This window comes from Acidovorax sp. WCS2018Noco2-16 (genome assembly GCF_031843945.1).
Lineage (GTDB): Bacteria > Pseudomonadota > Gammaproteobacteria > Burkholderiales > Burkholderiaceae_C > Paracidovorax.
Window position 1 is genome coordinate 585,195 of record NZ_JAVTJJ010000002.1, and the last position, 19,131, is coordinate 604,325.

Below are 19,131 nucleotides of genomic sequence, written 5' to 3' on the forward strand. Positions count from 1 at the left end.
CAAATCAGCCTTTCCGAGGGCTTGCACCCTGCACAGCCGCTTTTCTATCGGCTATAAGTCCGGCTGACCGATCATGGGTGGTAGATGTCAGACAACCTCAATGCCACCGACGTGGCTGCATTACAAGGCTGGACCAGCGAGTCCATGCTGCGCATGGTGGCCGACTCCGTGCCCGTGCTGCTGGCTTATTACACCCTGCCCTCCATGCGGTGCATTTTCGCCAATCAAGGGTACGCGGCGGCCTATGGATTCACGGTCGATGGGATCTTGGGCCAAACGGTGGATGAGATCCTGGGGGCCGATGCATGGCGGGAGGTTCGCTTCCACGTGAGCCGTGCGGCGTCCGGTGAGCGGGTGCAGTACACCCGCCGGCACCGCCCGTCGGACGGCGACAGCCGGATGATCGAAGTGACCCTCACGCCGCACTTCACGCCCGAGGGGCGGCGGGGCACAGTCGTGGTGGTCAACGACATCACCCACCATTGGATGTCCGAGCAGGCGGTGCGCCAGAGCGAAGAGCGCATGCGCAAATTCTTCCGCGCCACCGACGAGGCCATCGTCTTTCACCGCGACGGCCTTGTAGAAGACGTGAACGAAGCCGTCACGCGGCTGCTGGGCTATACGCTGCAGGAAGTCCAGGGCCGCGCCACGCTGAGCTTCGTCAGCGACGAATACCGCGCGCAGGCCGAGGAATACGTGCTGGCTGCCCGCGAACACTCTTACGAAGCCACGGTGCTGCACAAGGACGGGCGGCTCATTCCGGTAGAGATCGTCGGCAAGACCATGCCCGACGCCGGAGGCAACTACCGCATCGCCGTGCTGCGCGACATCACGGCCCGCAAACAGGCGCAGGAACGGCTGGAATTCATGTCGCAGCACGATTCGCTGACGCAACTGCCCAACCGCCGGCACCTGATGGCCCAGCTGAGCCAGACCCTCATCGCCACGCAGCGCCGGCATGCGCGCACGGCCGTGCTGTTTCTCGACCTCGACCACTTCAAGACCGTGAACGATTCGCTGGGCCACCAGGCCGGCGACCTGCTGCTGTGCGAGATGGCGCGGCGCCTGCTGGGCGCGGTGCGCGCGTCCGACCTGGTGGCGCGCGTGGGCGGCGACCAGTTCGCCGTAGTGCTGCCCGACATCCACAACCGGGGCGACGCCGCCACCGTGGCCGACAAGCTGCTGGCGGACATGCGCGCCGTGTTCCATGTGGAGGGCACGCCGCTGTCGCTGTCGCCCTCTATCGGCATCAGCGTCTTTCCGGAAGACGGCCACAGCCCTGACGAGCTGATGCGCCGGGCGGATGCCGCCATGCATGCCGCCAAGGACACCGGGCGGGGCAACCGACAGTTCTACGCCCCGGGCATGGAGGGGCGCGCCACTGAAATCCTGCAGCAGGAACGGCTGCTGCGCGACGCGATCTTCCAGGGTGCGTTCGAGTTGCACTACCAACCCCAGGTGCGCCTGGACGATGGCACCCTGGTCGGCTTCGAGGCGCTGGTGCGCTGGCGGCACCCTGAACGCGGCATCGTCGGACCGGCCGAATTCATCGGCATCGCCGAATCCCGCGGGCTGATCACGCCCATCGGCCGCTGGGTAATGCGAGAGGCCTGCCGGCAGACCAAAGCCTGGCACGACGCGGGCCTGCCGCGCGTGCCAGTCGCGGTGAACCTGTCGGCGCTGGAATTTCGCCAGCGCGACGTCGCCGGCGAAATCGCGAGCGTGCTGCAGCAGACCGGGCTGGAGCCGCGCTTTCTCGAAATCGAGATCACCGAGTCCGTCCTGATGCAGGACGCCGACGAAGCCCGCGAAACGCTGGGCGCACTGCGCTCGCTGGGCGTTGGCATCTCCATCGACGACTTCGGCACGGGCTATTCGTCGCTGGCGTACCTCAAGCGCTACCCCATCAACAAGCTCAAGATCGACCGATCCTTCGTCATGGACACGCCGGGCAGCGACGACGACGTGGCCATCGTCACCGCCATCGTCCAGCTCGGGCGCAGCCTGCAGCTCAAAACGGTGGCCGAAGGGGTGGAAACGCCAGAACAACTGGCCCTGCTGCGCCAGCTGGGGTGCGACCTGGCGCAGGGTTATGGCATTTCGCGGCCGATGGATTCAGTGCGCACACGGGCCTGGATCGAAGCGCTGGCCGACTGACCGCTGCGGCACCTGGCACATCGCCGGTTGCCTGCTGGCGGCCGGGCGCTGCACGACAATAGCGCCATGGCCCAGATTCCAGACTTCACCGAACCCACGCTCCACACCGACCCCGCCGAGGCGCTCGCCCAGGTCCAGCGGATCTATCAGCAGCAGATCGGCCACTTGCGTGACGCCATGCAGCGCTTCGTGGGGGGCGAGACACCGTCCTCGCACGTGCGGGCGTTCTACCCCTTCGTGCGGGTGCAGACGATCACCGTAGCGCGGGCCGCCACGCAACTGGCCTACGGCTTCGTGGAAGGCCCCGGCCGCTACGAAACCACGCTGACCCGGCCCGACCTGTTCGCGCGCTACTACGCAGAGCAGTTCCGCCTGCTGCGCGCCAGCCACAACGTAGAGCTGGAAGTGGGCATCAGCAGCCAGCCCATCCCCATCCACTTCTCGTTCGCCGAACACGACCACATCGAGGGCTCGCTGACGCCCGAGCGCCGCATGCTCATGCGCGACGTGTTCGACCTGCCCGACCTGGCGGCCATGGACGACGGCATCGCCAACGGCACCTGGGAGCCGCGCCCGGGCGACGCGCAGCCGCTGTCGCTGTTCACCGCGCCGCGCGTGGACTACTCGCTGCACCGCCTGCGCCACTACACGGGCACGGCGCCGGAGTGGTTCCAGAACTTCGTACTGTTCACCAATTACCAGTTCTATATCGACGAATTCGTGCGCCTGGGCCATGCCGAGATGGCCAATCCCGAGAGCGAATACATCGCCTTCATCGAGCCGGGCAACGTCGTCACCCGCCGCACCGGCCTGCCCGCCCAGGCTGGCGACGACCTGGGCGTGGCGCCGCCGCGCCTGCCTCAGATGCCGGCCTACCACCTGGTGCGCGCCGACCGCAGCGGCACCACCATGGTCAACATCGGCGTGGGCCCGTCCAACGCCAAGACCATCACCGACCACATCGCCGTGCTGCGCCCCCATGCCTGGATGATGCTGGGCCACTGCGCCGGGCTGCGCAACAGCCAACAGCTGGGCGACTACGTGCTGGCCCACGCCTACGTGCGCGAAGACCATGTGCTGGACGAAGAATTGCCCCTGTGGGTGCCGATTCCAGCGCTGGCGGAGATTCAGCTGGCGCTGCAGCAGGCCGTGGCCGACGTGAGCCAGGTGCCCGAGGCCGACCTGAAACGCATCATGCGCACCGGCACCGTGGCCAGCACCGACAACCGCAACTGGGAGCTGCTGCCCGACAACATGCCCCAGCGCCGCTTCAGCCAGAGCCGCGCCGTGGCGCTGGACATGGAAAGCGCCACCATCGCGGCCAACGGCTTCCGCTTCCGCGTGCCCTACGGCACCTTGCTGTGCGTGAGTGACAAGCCCCTGCACGGCGAGATCAAGCTGCCCGGCATGGCCAACCATTTCTACCGCGAGCGTGTGGACCAGCACTTGCGCATCGGCATGCGCGCCATCGATATCCTGCGGGACGGCGGCGTGAGCCGCCTGCACAGCCGCAAGCTGCGCAGCTTTGCGGAAGTGGCGTTCCAGTAACCCAAGGAATCTCGCAGAACCTGCTGCTGATGCCTCTGGATTTCGTCACGCTGCTGGCCATCACGGCCATCAACCTGTGCATGCTGGCCGCCGTGTTGCCGCTCATCATGGGCGCGGGGGTCAGCCGCGCGGCACGCTGCGTGCAGGCCAGCGTGGCCCTGCAGGCGCTGGGGTGGGTCACCGTCATCGCGTCCACCGGGGTGCGCGGCACGCCCTGGGACCACCTGCTTTCCACCCTCTTCATCGCCACCACGGCCGGCGCGCAGTGGGCGCTGTATGTCGCCCTGACCGACTGGCTGGGCCCGCGGCCTGCGGCACGGTGGATACCGGTGCTGGCCATCGCCGCGCCGCTGGGCTACACGCTGGGCTTCGGCCACTACGCCTTTCGCGTGGGCTGGTCGAACATTCTGCTGGCCGCTCTGCTCATGCTGACGGCCAGGGCCACCCTGGCGCCGCTGCGGCCCGCCCAAAGCCGCTGGCGCCTGCTGCTGTGCAGCTGCCTGTTCACGATGGCGCTCTTCACCCTGGCGCGCGGCCTGCTGGGCGCGTTCACCGACGCTTACCCCAGCTTTCGCACGCCGCACCCGGTCAACCTGGGCTCGGCCATTGCGTCGAACGTTACGGCAGTGCTGGGCATCGTCGCGCTGATGGTGGCATGGCGCTCCGAGGCGGAAAACCAACTGCATGCGCTGGCGACCACCGACGCACTGACCGGCGTGCCCAACCGGCGCGGGTTCGATCTGCGGGCGCAGGCGCTGATCGAGCGGGCGCTAGCCAGCCACCAGTCGGTGACGGCGCTGATGTTCGACCTGGACCATTTCAAGCGCATCAACGACGCGCATGGGCACGATGCGGGCGACCAGGCGCTGTCACTCTTCGCCCGGCTGCTGACCGAAACCCTGGCCGACGGGGACCTGGCCGGCCGCATGGGTGGCGAGGAGTTCGCTGCACTGCTGATACACGAGCCGGGCGTTCCGGCCGCCCAGCGGCTGGACCGGCGGCTGCGTGCCCGCCTCGCCGCGGAAAGCCGCGACACCCTGGGCTTCACGCTCGGCTACAGCGCCGGCGCGGCCACCGTCACTCCGCACACCTTGCCAGCGCCCACCCACCTGCGCACCGAGCTGATGGCCCCGGCCGACGCGGCGCTCTACCAGGCCAAGGAGCAGGGCCGAGGGCAGTTGCACGAGCGTGAACGCAGCGCCGCCGAGCAGCAGGCCGTGTCTGAAGCACCCGCTGCCGGTTCGGCTCAATCCACGCACTAAAGCTCAGCGCTCGCCTGGAAGGCGGCCATGCGGCCGCGCCGCGCGTGCAGCCGGCTGCACCGCTACACCAAAGCCAGCCCCACCGTGCTGGCTCTTTCACGTATGGACTACTACCTAGCTGCAAACGCCGAGTGACAGGCGCCGCGTCACTTCCACAATGGCTGGCGACTTGTCGAGTCGCATGCCAACCAGGAGACAACGTGACGCCATCCTTCACCACTCCCTCGTGGCGCCTGCTCGCCACGGCCAGCGCAACTGCCGCCCTCGCGGCCTGCGGCAGCGGCGGCTCGCACAGCTACAACTTCGACGAGGCCAGCAAGGACTTGGCCGGGCAGCAGATCACTGCCAGCCAGATCGGCCTGCCGACCAGCGGCGCCACGGTGACGTCGATCGAGACCCCCACGGCCACCAGCGGCGCGCAGCCGCCAGCGTCGGTGCGGGCCAACATTTCGATACTGCCGGTGGACACCACCGCCCCGGCCATCAAGATGGGGCTGCTGCTGCCCAGGGAGTGGAACGGCAAGGTCGTCATGCTAGGCGGCGGCGGCTACAACGGCGTGATGCCCAGCCTCTACACCTACCCGGCTGCGCCCGCCAGCCAGGGCTCGTACCCGCTGCTCGCCCAGGGCTTCGCGGTATTCGCCAGCGACTCGGGCCACCAGGCAGGCGCTGCGGGCAGCCGGGACGGCAGCTTCGGCACCAACGACGAAGCCGTGGCCAATTTCTCGGGTGCCGCGCTCAAGAAGGTCAGCGACGTAGCCAACGTGCTGGTCACCCGCTTCTATGGCGAAAAGCCCCGCAAGCGCTACTTCCTGGGCGGATCGACCGGAGGGCGCGAGGCGCTGGCCGTGGCACAGAAGTGGCCGGCCGACTGGGACGGCGTGGTCGCCTGGTACCCGGCGTGGAACGCCGCCAGTCTGAACCTGCAGTTCGGCCGTATCAGCCGCGCCTTTGCCCAGCCGAATGCCTACCCCAACCTGGGCCAGCGCAAGCTGCTACGCCAGGCGGCGCTGGCGCAGTGCGATGCGCTCGATGGCGTGCAGGACGGCGTCGTCAGCAACGTGGCGGCCTGCAACTCGCAGTTCGACCCGGCCACCGCGCGGTTCAACGGCCAGCCCCTGCGCTGCGCCAGCGGCGGCAACGAGGGCGACCAGTGCCTGTCCGACGCCATGGTCTCGGCGCTCAAGACCTACGCCACGGCCATCCAGTTCAGCGCGCCGCTGGGCAGCGGCGAAACGCAATACCCCGGCTTCAACGTATGGGGGGCCGAACTGGGCGAACAAGGCACCAGCCCCCTGCAGCCCACGGTCAACCTGCTGGCCATGAACACCACGGCACCCGCCAGCCCCGCCCCGCTGACCGCCCCGTACTGGGCCGTGTTCTGGGACCAGTGGGTGCGTTACTTCGTCACGCGCGATGCGAACTTCGATGCGCTGTCGCTCGACCCGCAGAACCCCGGCGCCTGGACGGGCCGTATCAACGAGCTGGCCAGGCTGCAGGACATCAACAGCACCGACCTGTCCGCCTTCCAGAAGCGCGGCGGCAAGCTGCTGATGGCGCACGGCACGGCCGACGTGCTGGTCAGCACGCGCGCCACCGCGCAGTACTGGCAGCGCCTGGAGCAGACCATGGGCGCGACGAGCGTTCGCAGCTTCGCGCGCTACTACGAAGTGCCCGGCTACGGCCATGCCGCCAGCACCGCCTTCAACGCCAACTGGGATTCGCTCAAGGCGCTGGACCAGTGGGTGAGCAGCGGCACCGCACCCGTCGCCCAGGTGGTGACGGACACCGCCGGCGTGGCCGGCCGCACCCGGCCGCTGTGCGAATACCCCAGCTGGCCACGCTACGCCGGTACCGGCGATGTGAACAAGGCGGAAAGCTTCAGCTGCGTGACGCAGTAAACAGATCTGAGCAGGACAACCGGGCCAGGCACACGCCTGGCCTCTGCCACGATCAAGCCGCCAGGCGCTTCTTCAGCACTCCCAGCGCCAGGCCCGTCACCACCGTGCCCGCCGCGATGGCGGCGGCGTACAGCAGCACATGGTTCACGGCGTTGGGAATGGCCAGCACGAACACGCCGCCATGCGGCGCCTGCAGGCCGATGTTCCAGGCCATCGACAGGCCGCCCGCCACGGCGGAGCCCAGCACGCAGGCCGGGATGACACGCAACGGGTCGCGCGCCACGAACGGGATGGCGCCTTCGGTGATGAAGGCCAGGCCCAGCACGGCCGAGGCTTTGGAGGCCTCGCGCTCTTCCGCCGTGAAGCGGCTCTTGAATAGCCAGCAGGCCAGCGCGATGCCCAGCGGCGGCGTCATGCCGGCCGCCATGGCGGCGGCCATGGGGTTGGCCACACCGCTGGCGATGAGCGTGGTGGAAAAGACGTAGGCCGCCTTGTTCACCGGCCCGCCCATGTCGAAAGCCATCATCGCGCCCAGGATGATGCCCAGCAACACCGCACTGCCCGTCTGCAGGCCCTTGAGCCAGTCGGTCAAGGCGCCCATCAGCGCGGCCATGGGCGCGCCGATCACCATCATCATCAGCACGCCGACGATGGCCGCGCCCAAGAGCGGCAGCAGCAGCACGGGCTTCAAGCCATCCAGCCCGCGCGGCAGGCGGATCAGCCGGTTGAGCCAGTGCACCGCGTAGCCGGCGATGAAGCCCGCCGCGATGGCACCCAGAAAGCCCGCGCCCACCGTGCCGGCCAGCAGCCCGCCGATCATGCCGGGAGCGATGCCCGGCCGGTCGGCGATGGAATAGGCGATGTAGCCGCCCAGCGCCGGCAGCATCAGCGTGAAGCCGGCCTTGGCGCCCACCTGGAACAGCACCCAGCCCAGCGTGTCCTTGTGTGCGTCGTCATACACGTAGATGCCGCCCAGCGCGAAGGCCAGCGCGATCAGCAGCCCGCCGGCCACCACGAAGGGCAGCATGAACGACACGCCGGTCATCAAATGCTTGTAGGCGCCGGCGGATTCGCGCTTTCCGGGCGCATCGGCAGGCGCTGCAGCGCCTGAGCTGGCCGACTGCCCGCCGGCTGCGGCGCCCCAGGGCTTGGCCTGCGCCCGCGCCTGCGCGAACACCGCCGCCGCGTCGTGGATGGCCGCCTTGGTGCCGGTGGCGTAGAGGCGCTTGCCGGCGAAGCGGTCGCGGTTGACCTGCGTATCGGCGGCGATCACCACCAGATCGGCCGCGGCGATGTCGGCAGCGGTGAGCGTGTTCTGCGCGCCCACCGAGCCCTGCGTTTCGACCTTGATGGTGTGGCCGAGTGCGCGCGCGCCCTGCTCCAGCGCTTCGGCGGCCATGAAGGTGTGGGCCACGCCAGTGGGGCACGACGTGATGGCGACGATGCTCAGCGGGCCGTCCTGCGGCGTTGCTACCGGGGCCGTGGATGGCGCGGCGCCCGCGCCTTCCACACGCGCCAGCGCCTCGCGCACCACGCGGGCGGCATCGGCCAACACGGCCTGCGGGGTGGCTTCGTGCACGGGCGCGGCCGCACTGCCCAGCAGGTCTTGCCGATCCACCGCCATGTCGGCGGCCACGATGACGACGGCAGCGCCCGCCAGTTCGGCGTCGCTGAAGCCGCCCTGCGTGCCCAGGCTGCTGTGCACGCTGAGCGCCAGCCGGTGGCCGGCGGATTCGGCCGCCGCGCGCAGCGCCTCGGCGACCATGAAGCTGTGCGCCGGGCCGGCCTGGCTGGCGGCGATGGCGATGAGTTGGGCCATGGTGGTCTCTCTCCTGATTGCGTTAGATCGGCTGGGCCGTGATGACGGCAGCCAGCGTGTCGACTTGCGCGCGCGGTGGCAGGCCGGGCGCGATGCGCTGGATGCGCGCTGCCGCGCAGGCCATGCCGAAGGTGGCGGCGCCGGGCATGGCCTGGCCTTGCGACAGCGCAGCCAGCGTGCCGGCGACCAGCGCATCGCCCGCGCCCACCGTGGTGGCCACGGGCACGCGCGGTGCGGCGGCGTGCCAGCAGCCTGCGGCCGTGGCGATGACAGCGCCATCGCCGCCCAGCGACACGGCCAGTTGCTGCACGCCCCAGTCACCGCACAGCCCGCGCGCGGCAGCGGCCACGTCGGCCATCGTGGGCAGCGCGCGGCCGGCCAGTTCCTCCAGCTCGGCCCGGTTGGGCTTGATGAAGGCCACCGGCACCACGGCGCCGCGCGCCGGGTCGGCCAGCGCGCGCAGCAGTTGCAGCAGCACGGCGCCGCCGGTGTCGATGGCGATGTGCGCGCCCTGCGCGTGCAGGGCGCGGGCGATGCGCTCCCACACGGCGGCGTCGGCGCCGGGCGGCAGGCTGCCCGCCAGCTCGGCCCAGTCGCCCGGGCGCACATGGGCGGCAAGCGTTTTCAGCAGGCCGGCTTGCGCCTGCGCCAGCGCATCAGGCGCCAGTGCCAGGCCGGGCAGGTTGATGTCGGTGGAGTCGCCCCGCGCGGCGTCGGCGATCTTGATGTTGGTGCGGGTGCTGCCGGGCAGGCGCAGCATGGCGTCTTGAATGCCGCGCGCGGCGAAGGCGGTGGTGAACACGGCGTCGTTGTCCGCGCCCACCCAGCCGGTGGCCGTGACGGGCACGCCCAGCGCGGCCAACACCGCCGCCACGCCCACGCCCTTGCCGCCGGCCTCGCGCTGGTCGCCATCGGCACGGTGCACCTCGCCAGGCACCAGCGCCGCCACGCGCACGGTGTGGTCGATGGCGGGGTTCAGCGTGATGGTGAAGATGCGCGCGTCAGCCATGCTGGGCCTCCCGAGCGTCTTGCCACCCTGATTTCAAGCCAAATTGGCCTCTAGCGCTTGATGGATAAGCGCAAGTAGCTATTATTTTTATAGCATTCATCTCATGATCCTTTTCTGCGGCGGCAGCGTGTGGGCCGGTCACTGCGCGCCGGCCGGGTGCAGCTCGGCGCCCAGGGCGCGCACCTCGTCGGCCGTGTCCACCTGCAGCGCGCGCTGGGCCAGCGCCTGCAGCTCGACCAGGCTGTGGCGGCGCAGCAGCGCCTTGACGGTGCCGATGTCGCCGGTGCTCATGCTCAGTTCGTCCACGCCCAGGCCCACCAGCAGCGCGGCGCCCAGCGGCTCGCCGGCCAGGCCGCCGCACACGCCCACCCAGCGGCCGTGCTGGCGCGCGCCGGCCACCGTGCGCTCGATGAGGCGCAGCACGGCAGGGTGCAGGCTGTCGGCCATGCCGGCCAGTTCGGGGTGCTGGCGGTCCACGGCCAGCGTGTACTGCGTGAGGTCGTTGGTGCCGATGGAAAAGAAGTCCACATGCGCGGCCAGCCGGTCGGCGATGAGCGCGGCCGAGGGCACCTCGATCATGATGCCCACCGGCACGGCGGGCGCATCCAGCTCGGCCCGCACGGCCTCCATGCGTTTGCGCAGCGTGAGCACTTCTTCCACCGTGCTGATCATCGGGAACATGACCTGCAGCGGGCCGTGCCGCGCAGCGCGGTAGAGCGCACGCAACTGCGGCACCAGCAGGTCGTCGCGCCGCAGCGCCAGCCGCGCGCCGCGCACGCCCAGGAAGGGGTTGTCTTCCACCGGCAGGTCCAGGTGCGGCACCTGCTTGTCACCGCCGATATCCAGCGTGCGCACCACCAGCGGCTTGCCCTGCAGGGCCTCGGCCATGGCGCGGTAGGCCTCGTACTGGGCGTCTTCGTCGGGGACGGTGTCGCGCTCCAAAAAGAGGAACTCGGTGCGCATCAGCCCCACGCCTTCGGCACCGGCCTCCAGCGCTTTCACCGCCTGGTCGGCGCGGTTGGCGTTGGCGGCAATCTCCACCGTGTGGCCGTCGGTGGTGGTGACGGGCTGCTGGCGCGTGCGGGCTTCCTCGTTTTGCCGGCGCGCCAGGCGAGCGATGCGTTCGCGCGCCTCGATCAGCGCGGTTTCGCTCGGGCCCACGTAGAGCCGGCCGCGATAGCCGTCCAGGATGGCAACGGCCCCGGCCAATGCAGGCGCTGCCGCATCGCCGCTGCTGGACGGCAGCACGCCCGGGCCAGCCGCCACCACGGCGGGCAGGCCCAGCGCGCGCGCCAGGATGGCGGTATGCGCCGTCGGGCCGCCGCGCGCCGTGCAAAAGCCGCGCACCCGGTCGGTGTCGATTTGCGCTGTGACCGAAGGCGAGAGGTCATCCGCCAGCAAGATGGCGTCGTGCGGCCAGGCGGCCACGGCGTTGTCTTCGTCGCCCCGGCCCAGCAGGTGGCGCAGCACGCGCTCGCCCACGTCCTGCAGGTCGGCCGCGCGGGCGGCCAGCGTGGCGTCGGCCAGCGCACGCTGCGCAGCCACGCGCTCAGCCATGGCATGGCGCCAGGCCCAGGCGGCGCCGTGGCGCTGCACGACGGCGCGGCTGACGGTCTGCAGCAGGTCGGCGTCCTGCAGCAGCCCCTGGTGCGCGTTGAAGATCGCGGCCTGCTCGGCGCGGCCGGCGGCTTGGGCATCGGCAGCCAGCTGCCGCAGTTGCGCCAGCGCGGCGGCCAAAGCCTGGTCCAGCGCGGCGGCCTCCTTCGCGAACGAGGTGAAGCGGTCTTCCACCTCCAGCGCAGAACTTTCGGCGTGCACAAGCGTGCCCACCACCAGGCCCGGGCTGGCGGCAATGCCGGTAAAGGTGTGGCGCGCGGTAGGCTGCCAGTCGCCCAGCTCAGAGCCGATCCCTTGCGCCTGCGCCTGGCGCGCGGCCGACAGTTCGGCCTGGCGGCTTTCCTCTTCGCCCAGGCGCTGGATGGTGGCGTTCAGCGTGGACAGCGCCGCCGCCGCATCGGCGCCCTGGGCCGACAAGCGCAGCTGCGCACCGCGTCCGGCCCCCAGGCCCAGCAGCGCGGCCACGCTTTTTGCGTCGGCCACCGTGTCGCCGCAGCGCACGTGCACCCGCGCATTGAAGCGCCCGGCCACGCGCGCCCATTCGCCAGCGGGGCGGGCGTGCAGACCGTTGGGGTAGTTCAAGGCCAGCTCGCGGCCGAGCGGAAAGTCTTCCAGTGCGGGCGTGCTGGCGGCACTGCCCGCAGCGCCGGCCCCGGCAGCGTCGTCGGCCGTGAGCGCGCGCACGATCTCTTGCGCATCGGTAGTGGTGGCCAGCCGCCGCATCAGCGCGCCATCGCGCATCACACGGGTCAGGCGGCGCAGAACCTGAATGTGTTCGTCGGTGGCGGCTGCGATTACCACCACCAGATGAGCCTGCTTGGCGTCGTCGCCCCAGCGCACTCCTGCCGGAACCTGCAGCACGGCCAGGCCGGTGCGGCGCACCAGGTGCTTGTCTTCCACCATGCCATGTGGAATGGCGAGGCCTTCGCCGAGGAAGGTGTTGGCCACCTTCTCACGCTGCAGCAGGCTGTCGACATAGGCCGGCTGAATGTGGCCGGCCTGGGCCAGCAAGGCGCCAGCCGCGCGCACGGCGTCTTCACGGTTGTGCGGGGAGGCGCCCAAGCGCACTTCGACCGGAATGGTGGACATGCAATGTCTCCTGCAAATTTGGTATCGATTCCAGACCCAATTATCCGCTGCGATTTCTTCAGACCGCAAGTCAGACTTGGTCTAAAAACGCCTATAAATAAGGGAAAACACCGAGGAAGTCGGTGACTCGATCCCACCCGAAAGCAGCGTTTTCGCACACCGCACGCAGATCACTTTGCAACAACGATTGGAATCGATACCATCTTTGCCATAGCAGACTGCAAGGAGCTTTTAGCTTGGCCAGCATCAAGGACGTAGCGCAGCGCGCGGGCGTATCCACCACCACCGTATCCCGCGTGCTGAGCACGCCGGCCGCCGTGCGCGCGCCGCTGCGCGAACAGGTGGAGCGCGCCATCGCCGAGCTGGCCTACCGCCCCAACCTGGCCGCGCGCAGGCTGCGCCAGCGGCGGGCATCACTCGTCGGCTTGATCGTGTCGGACATCCGCAGCGCCTTCTTCACCGACGTGGGCCGTGCGGTGGAAGACGTGGCTTATCGCCATGGCCTGCGGCTCATCCTGTGCAACACCGACGAAGACCCGGCCAAGGAACAGTCGTACCTGGATTTGATGGCCGACGAGCAGGCCAGCGGCGTGATTTTGTCGCCCACCATGGCGGGTTTGAAGCAGTTGCGCCCGCAGGCCTGGCCCTTCCCCCTGGTGCTGGTGGACCGCGCCCTGGACACCACCCGCGCCGACCGCGTGGTGCTGGACAACCAGGCATCAGCCCGCCGCGCCACCGAGCACCTGCTGGCCAACGGCTACCGCCGCATTGCCCTGCTGGCCGGCACGCACAGCACTACCGGCCAGCAACGCTACGCCGGCTACGCCGAAGCGCTGGCCGTCCAAGGCCTGGCACCGCAGCCCGTCTGGGTCGACCCCACCCGCGAGGCCGGCGAGCGCGCCACCACTGGCCTGCTGACCCACCCCGACCGCCCCGACGCTCTTCTCGCCACCAACGGCCTCTTGCTACTGGGCGCCCTGCAGGCCGTGCAAACCGCCGGCCTGCGCCCACCGCACGACATCGGCATCGCAGGCTTCGACAACAACGACTGGACGGCACTGCCCGCGCTGGACGTGACCACGATTGCGCAGCCGACGTATGACATCGGGCGGACGGCGGCGGAGTTGTTGTTGCAGCGGATGCAGGATCCGGCGCGGCCGGTGAGGCAAGTGGTGCTGGAGGGAGCGTTGGTGGTGCGGGGGTCTAGTGGGGGGGCGGGGGTAGGTGGGAGTCAGATGGCGGGTCGAAGCCAGACTTGGTTTTGAGTCTGCGATATCGGTGTGGTGGTGTGGTGCAGCGGTTTAGAGGAATGGAATAACCCCAAACCGGACGAACACTGTGTGGCTTTTTAGGCCACTTCGCAACGATTGCGAGCACTCGAATTTTGTGCCTCAATATGCACTATCCGCCGTAAGCGGGCTTTAGCAACGAGTAAAAGCAGTTTCAACTCAGCCAGTGTGTTACTTGCCTTCAGTGGCGTCTAGTTGATCATCAGGCTGCATAGGCGGATTAATGCAATAGCGGAGGTTATCAACTCACCAAAAAAATGCAGAATTTCGCTCCCGCGGCACGTTGTCGCTACTTCTTCAATGAAATAGATAATAGGTCGGCTCTAAGGAGGTTTTGGATGGCTAGTAAGAAGAAGCGTGGCAATCGTCCGAATCAGCACGGAGCATCTGGTCCGGCTGATGCTCTCAAGAATCGTGTCCGTGGAGCTGTGGCTGCATTTAAGAAAGTACCAGTTGGTCAGAACGCTGAGCGAAGATGGGCTTCTGAGCAGCGAGCCGTCGGTGCGCTGAATCGGGCACTGAATGATGCCCGGCGGAAACTCCATCTTGGTGCGCTTAGGGCCTTTGAAGCTTGGGCGGACGTGTTCATTAAGGCCCAACTACAGGCTCAAGCGATTGGTACGTCGCCTGCATTACTCGGGGTTCTTCCCACCAAGCCCGCCTCCGTCACGCTGGCCTCAGCACTGAACAGCGCTCATGGTGAACTCCTTCGCGCGCGTGTTCCGCTGAATCGTTACGCGAAAGCAGCCTCAGCCGTTGCGTCGACCATCAACTCGGCCAAATGGGCGGAGGCCGCGGAACAGGTCCGCCAAATTGCAGCAGAATTTGGCCATTCTTATTGGTCCATAGAAACCGAGATTGCGCTTCAACATTCCCTTGGTCTTGCTGACTCGGTCAAAACCAAGATTCAACAATACTCCGCGGGTGCGGCTGGATTGAATCGCTTCTATTTTTATCACTTTGGATTGCGGGGTGAATCGTCACAATCAAGTACCCGGTTCCGTGCGCTTGTAGTCAAGCGCCTCAGCGACTCCAAGCTTGAAAAGCTATTGCGTGCGTATGCCCTCTACAGGGCCACAGGGACACCACCCGAGAGCGCGGATGAGATGGCTGCGGCACTCTCATTCGACCAATTAACGACAAGAATCGATCTATTGCATACCGCGGTCAAGGTTGCTGCATCGGTGCTCTCGACCGAGAGGCGCCAACTGCCCGAAGTAATTGCTAGCGCCAAGGCCATTCTTCGTGACTTCCGCGACCCGCTAGTCACCTGCCTTTTTGATGAGTGCGATGGAAATTTCACTTTGAGGGTCCCGCCTCCGCTGGAGGCCGGGTTGCGCGATGCGACAAGGAATGTACTCGCCGACAATCCGCTTGGTGCAGGCGTGGTGGCTCGCGGAATAGCGTCATTACTAACCTTCAATGGCAGCGAAGCAGATGAAGAGCAGTTCCGCAAGTACCTGCTGAACTTTAATTGGCTGCCAGAGGCAATTTATCTCACACTTCGCCCGCAGATTTCAAAGGTGTCAGAGATTCTTAAGTCTGTTCGTTTGGAAAAAGCGCAGCTTCATCAGCCGCTGGACGAACAACTTCGGCAAAACATAACTGAGCTTCTTGCTTCCGGACGCATTAATCAGCCATATCTGCAGCGCCTAGCGACAGCCCCTGGCGTCGAGCCAAGTCGACTGCTCGTTCACGGCCGACCGATCTGGGATATGGAGGTCATTTCACCACTTGCGGTTGAGTGCCTCGCAATTGATGGTGCGCGAAGCGCATTGGATGAGGGGGATGAATCAATTGCAGTGGCAATCAGCGCAAATGCGCCCCTAGAAAACTCTCGGCTGGCAGCTGGATTGCCCCTTGCCGACTTGTTCGGGGGGCGTGGGTGGAAGCGGGTGGCCACCTTTGGGCCCTCCGTGGAACTGTGCTGTAGCCTGCATCAGTACCTCGGCGTACATGATGAACGGCAGATTCGGACATTCAAACGTTTTGCTATCGAGGATCTGATGCGACACCGTGGTGCCAAATCGCTACTTGATCTTTGCTCGGAGCTTGCAGCGAACCACCCGAACCAGAATCTCGTTTCATACTTTTTGTCCAATGTCTGTGACCTGCCCACTCTGGAACTGTTACCGGGAATTGACGGTTCGCGCCAGGCTCTGAAGGCACGCTCTCTTGTACTTCGAATTGCGGCACAACTCACCGAGCAGTCGAGCGCACAATTGATATCCGAGGCGGAGATTATTGATTCGGAACTCGAGGTTGATAGCGCTCTAGATGTACTCGATGACAGCAAGGTGTATGTCGATGAAGAACCCCTTCTGAGGCTGGCGTCGAAAGAGTTGGCACCTGACTTTGAACGCTATAAGCAGCTTGTCGCTGCAGGGGTTGGAGAGGCTACGTCGCTGGAGGAGCTTCTGCGCAACGTCAGGCAGCAGTCGGGAACCATCTTCCAGATACCAAAGAACGAAGCAGAAGACCTATTACTTCAGATCATGGAGGCACTACGCGCGAAGTTTGTTGACGATCCAGTGAACGGCCTAGATTCTGTAATCGGTCGCCGTATACGACATGGGACCATATCTGGGGAACTACGCGGGACACTCGAGCAGTTTGCACTCATCGGACAGCGGCCGCGAACCGGCGCAGACTACGATGCACCTGATTTCGCAGTTAAGCTTGGCGCTGAGCTTGAGCCCCGAGTGCGTAAAGCAATTAATAGTGCCTTCGCGCGGTTCTCGCTTGCGATCGATTCACTCGTTGCACAATTGCGAGACGAAGTTTTTCGCTGTGCGCCATCAGGTAAATTAAAGCCAGCGTTCGAGCTAAAAATTAACCCTTTCGCAGTTGCTGTTGCACGAAGCATGGCTTCTCAGTGCGAGACAGTCAGTCAGTTTGCAAGAGAGTGCTTTGAAATTTTTTGGTTCGCATTGTCTTCGACCGTGGAACGTGACAGACCGACCGTTGACGATTTTATTAAGCGATCTTTACGCGAAATATTCGCAAAGTTAAGCCATGATTTAAAGAATATTGGAGTCACGGACCCGACGGCACTGGCGAAAGTTCAGCAAGCATCTGATCAACTTCAGTACAACGCGTCACTCATAGCAAGCTGGATCAGAGTGCCGAGGCTCAACCAAGAGGGTAGGACTTACCCCCTACCGCTTGTCTTCGATGTGGCACTGGCTCTGGTGAAGAGCAAGAGAAGCGGTTTTGAGCCTAAGATTACTTCAAAAGTTGACGGATCTGTTCAATTAGATGCTCACGGATTTCCCTTTGTGCACGATGCCCTCCAGATTGCGTTGGACAATATCGCTGAGCACTCTGGTATCAAAGCTGGAAACTTTGTTGATGTTGCAATCGAACTCGTGGAGAACCGAAAGCTGGTATTCGAGATACGCAGCGATATCGCCAGGGAGGCTTGGACAAAGGAACGGGTGCAGAGGTTCGAGCAGATCAATTTAGACATCTCGAGAAAGAACTACGAAAGAGCACGCAAGGACAAGGGTGGATCGGGGCTAACTCGTCTAGCTGGTTTGGTGCATCAGCATGCAGACGCTCATTTCTCAGCTGTCGTCACTTCAAACTCCAACGATATGCTGCGCTTCAGTCTCGAGTTCGAGCTGATCTACATCCCGTTGGAGGCAACACCTTCAGCCAGTCACGACTTAGAGGAGGTATCGTGACAGGCTCGATTCTCATCATCGAGGATAGCGATGCCAAACTTGCAAGCGTAGTGGCGACGCTGAAAGCGATGCTCCCGCGCTACTCCATCGAGACAGCAAAATCAGTGAGGAGTGCTATAGCGGCACTTCAGACTGTGACGTTCCGACTTATTGTTGCCGACATGTCACTTCCGACCTTTGACGTTGAAAGTCGCGAGCGGGGAGGAACTCCTCGTCCATTTGGTGGTATCGAGGTATTCGACTACCTTATGCGCGAGGGGCTCGCTACACCCGTAATCGTAGTCAGCTCATACCAAGCATTAGTTGACGGATCTAGGTCAATGCCGCTCGAAAAACTCGCGGCTGACCTCGCGCGTGACTATCCTGAAAATTACCACGGCTATGTGTACTTCGACTCGGCCTACTCGAATTGGGAGCGCGAACTCAGGGCACATGTGGAGAAAACCATCAAATGAAAAATGAACGCCGCCTCTCTATTCTTGTAGTCGAAGACGACCCAGGGAAGAAGCAGAAGCTCTTCGATTTCCTTCAAGCGCGTGCTGACCTGTTTGAAGACCCGGATGTGTGCGTCTCTACAGCAGATGCCAGCAAGAGAATGCAGGAGAGAGAGTATGACCTGCTCATTCTGGACGTGGTGGTGCCTGCTAAGTCTGGCGGGGCACCAAACGAACGGAATTCTCTGGATCTGCTTGAGCAGATTGACGCTGAACATGGCGACATAAAGGTTCCTAGGTTTGTTTTACCGATTAGCTCCGCATCAGAATTGTCGCAGGAGGTAAAAGATTTTTTTCTTGGAAGGCCATGGGGCGTGATCGGTTACCACGAGGACTCCGCTCAGGCTCTTCTTGACATCGAGAGCGTGGCACGTTGGATAGCTCGTCAGTCTGATCAGAACCCCCAAGAGCAACGCTCCGACATCTTCGTGATTGCCGCGTTGGAAGATCCCGAATTCGCTGCGACAGAAGCTGCGTTTGGGAGTTTTGGTCCACTTGAGCCGCTAGATTCAAAGCAGCTAGTCAGATTCTGCGACGTTGTTGTGGGCCAGAAAAAAATCAAAGTCGCTGCAGCTTTTTGTGCACGTATGGGGCCGGTCGCTGCTGCATTGCTAACCAGCAAGGCTGCCGAGCGACTTCGTCCAAAACTCGTCGTCATGGTCGGCATTTGTGCAGGAACTTCCGACAAGGTGGACATCGGAGATGTCATCGCCGCGGATGTATCTTGGGATTGGCAGAGCGGAAAATTCGTTGATCAGGATGGTGAGCAGGGATTCATGATTTCGCCCCATCAGCTCGATATCGATCTGGAAACTCGAACGGCATTACTCCAGTTCAAGCGGGATTCCGACTTCTGGGCAAGTTTTGCGCAAGATTCTCGTAAGCTGTCTTTAAGCCTCCCTAAGCTCGTTCTAGGACCTGTAGCTACGGGGGCATCGGTGCTTGCAGATGCCCGAGTTGTGCAGAGGATTCGTGAAGACCAAAATCGAAGTGTGGTTGGACTAGACATGGAAACGTACGGGGTTTACGCAGCTGCACAAGCCGCTTCAATGCCGATTCGCGCGATCTCCTTGAAAGCTGTTTGCGACAAAGGCGATAAGGAGAAGAACGATGAGTACCAGACCTATGCTGCACGAGTTAGCGCTGCCGCGGTTCATCAGTTCATTGTCCGCTTCGCTGAGCCACTTCTCTAAATGGCCCGCCGAATCTACGCTCCGCCCACCAAACATCCGCTTCTGGTCAAACGTATCTATTCGCAGA

General features: G+C 64.7%; 11 protein-coding genes. 8 read left to right on the top strand and 3 right to left on the bottom strand.

All coding sequences use genetic code 11. From position 1 onward, the window contains the following. Positions 1-84: 84 nt before the first annotated feature. From RQI28_RS08065 to RQI28_RS08080, 4 genes are all read left to right on the top strand, one after another. Positions 85-2,157 (top strand): EAL domain-containing protein, encoded by a 2,073-nt coding sequence (locus RQI28_RS08065; RefSeq protein WP_311223076.1) that lies wholly within the window; start codon positions 85-87, stop codon positions 2,155-2,157. A 66-nt stretch (positions 2,158-2,223) separates the two neighbouring features. Beyond that, entirely contained in the window at positions 2,224-3,705 is a 1,482-nt protein-coding gene (locus RQI28_RS08070) for an AMP nucleosidase (RefSeq protein ID WP_311223075.1), read from the top strand. Positions 3,706-3,734: 29 nt separating this feature from the next. Then, a complete protein-coding gene (locus tag RQI28_RS08075; RefSeq protein WP_311223074.1) occupies positions 3,735-4,967 on the top strand; it encodes a GGDEF domain-containing protein in 1,233 nt (410 codons plus the stop codon). A 200-nt stretch (positions 4,968-5,167) separates the two neighbouring features. Further along, positions 5,168-6,868 carry a tannase/feruloyl esterase family alpha/beta hydrolase gene (locus tag RQI28_RS08080; RefSeq protein ID WP_311223073.1) on the top strand — a complete coding sequence of 567 codons (1,701 nt, stop codon included), beginning with the start codon at positions 5,168-5,170 and terminating at the stop codon, positions 6,866-6,868. A gap of 52 nt (positions 6,869-6,920) precedes the next feature. On the opposite strand, the gene RQI28_RS08085 is transcribed toward RQI28_RS08080, so the two are convergent. From RQI28_RS08085 to ptsP, 3 genes are all read right to left on the bottom strand, one after another. Continuing rightward, positions 6,921-8,687, bottom strand: coding sequence for a fructose-specific PTS transporter subunit EIIC (locus RQI28_RS08085; RefSeq protein ID WP_311223072.1), 1,767 nt, complete (start codon positions 8,685-8,687; stop codon positions 6,921-6,923). 22 nt (positions 8,688-8,709) lie between these two features. Continuing rightward, positions 8,710-9,696 carry a 1-phosphofructokinase family hexose kinase gene (locus RQI28_RS08090; protein WP_311223071.1) on the bottom strand — a complete coding sequence of 329 codons (987 nt, stop codon included), beginning with the start codon at positions 9,694-9,696 and terminating at the stop codon, positions 8,710-8,712. Between the two features lie 138 nt (positions 9,697-9,834). Continuing rightward, the gene (ptsP, locus tag RQI28_RS08095; protein ID WP_311223070.1) at positions 9,835-12,402 is read right to left on the bottom strand and encodes a phosphoenolpyruvate--protein phosphotransferase; all 2,568 of its coding nucleotides are present in this window, start codon (positions 12,400-12,402) and stop codon (positions 9,835-9,837) included. A gap of 236 nt (positions 12,403-12,638) precedes the next feature. Between ptsP and RQI28_RS08100 the strand changes: the two genes are divergently transcribed. From RQI28_RS08100 to RQI28_RS08115, 4 genes are all read left to right on the top strand, one after another. Next, the gene (locus RQI28_RS08100; RefSeq protein ID WP_311223069.1) at positions 12,639-13,667 is read left to right on the top strand and encodes a LacI family DNA-binding transcriptional regulator; all 1,029 of its coding nucleotides are present in this window, start codon (positions 12,639-12,641) and stop codon (positions 13,665-13,667) included. 362 nt (positions 13,668-14,029) lie between these two features. Next, the gene (locus RQI28_RS08105) at positions 14,030-17,377 is read left to right on the top strand and encodes a hypothetical protein (RefSeq protein WP_311223068.1); all 3,348 of its coding nucleotides are present in this window, start codon (positions 14,030-14,032) and stop codon (positions 17,375-17,377) included. Next, positions 17,374-17,832 carry a response regulator gene (locus tag RQI28_RS08110; protein WP_311223067.1) on the top strand — a complete coding sequence of 153 codons (459 nt, stop codon included), beginning with the start codon at positions 17,374-17,376 and terminating at the stop codon, positions 17,830-17,832. Before RQI28_RS08105 ends, RQI28_RS08110 begins: the two co-directional genes overlap by 4 nt. Next, positions 17,829-19,064: a hypothetical protein gene (locus RQI28_RS08115; protein WP_311223066.1), complete on the top strand. Its 1,236-nt coding sequence runs from the start codon at positions 17,829-17,831 to the stop codon at positions 19,062-19,064. The genes RQI28_RS08110 and RQI28_RS08115 overlap by 4 nt, the downstream gene beginning before the upstream one ends. Positions 19,065-19,131: the final 67 nt, after the last annotated feature.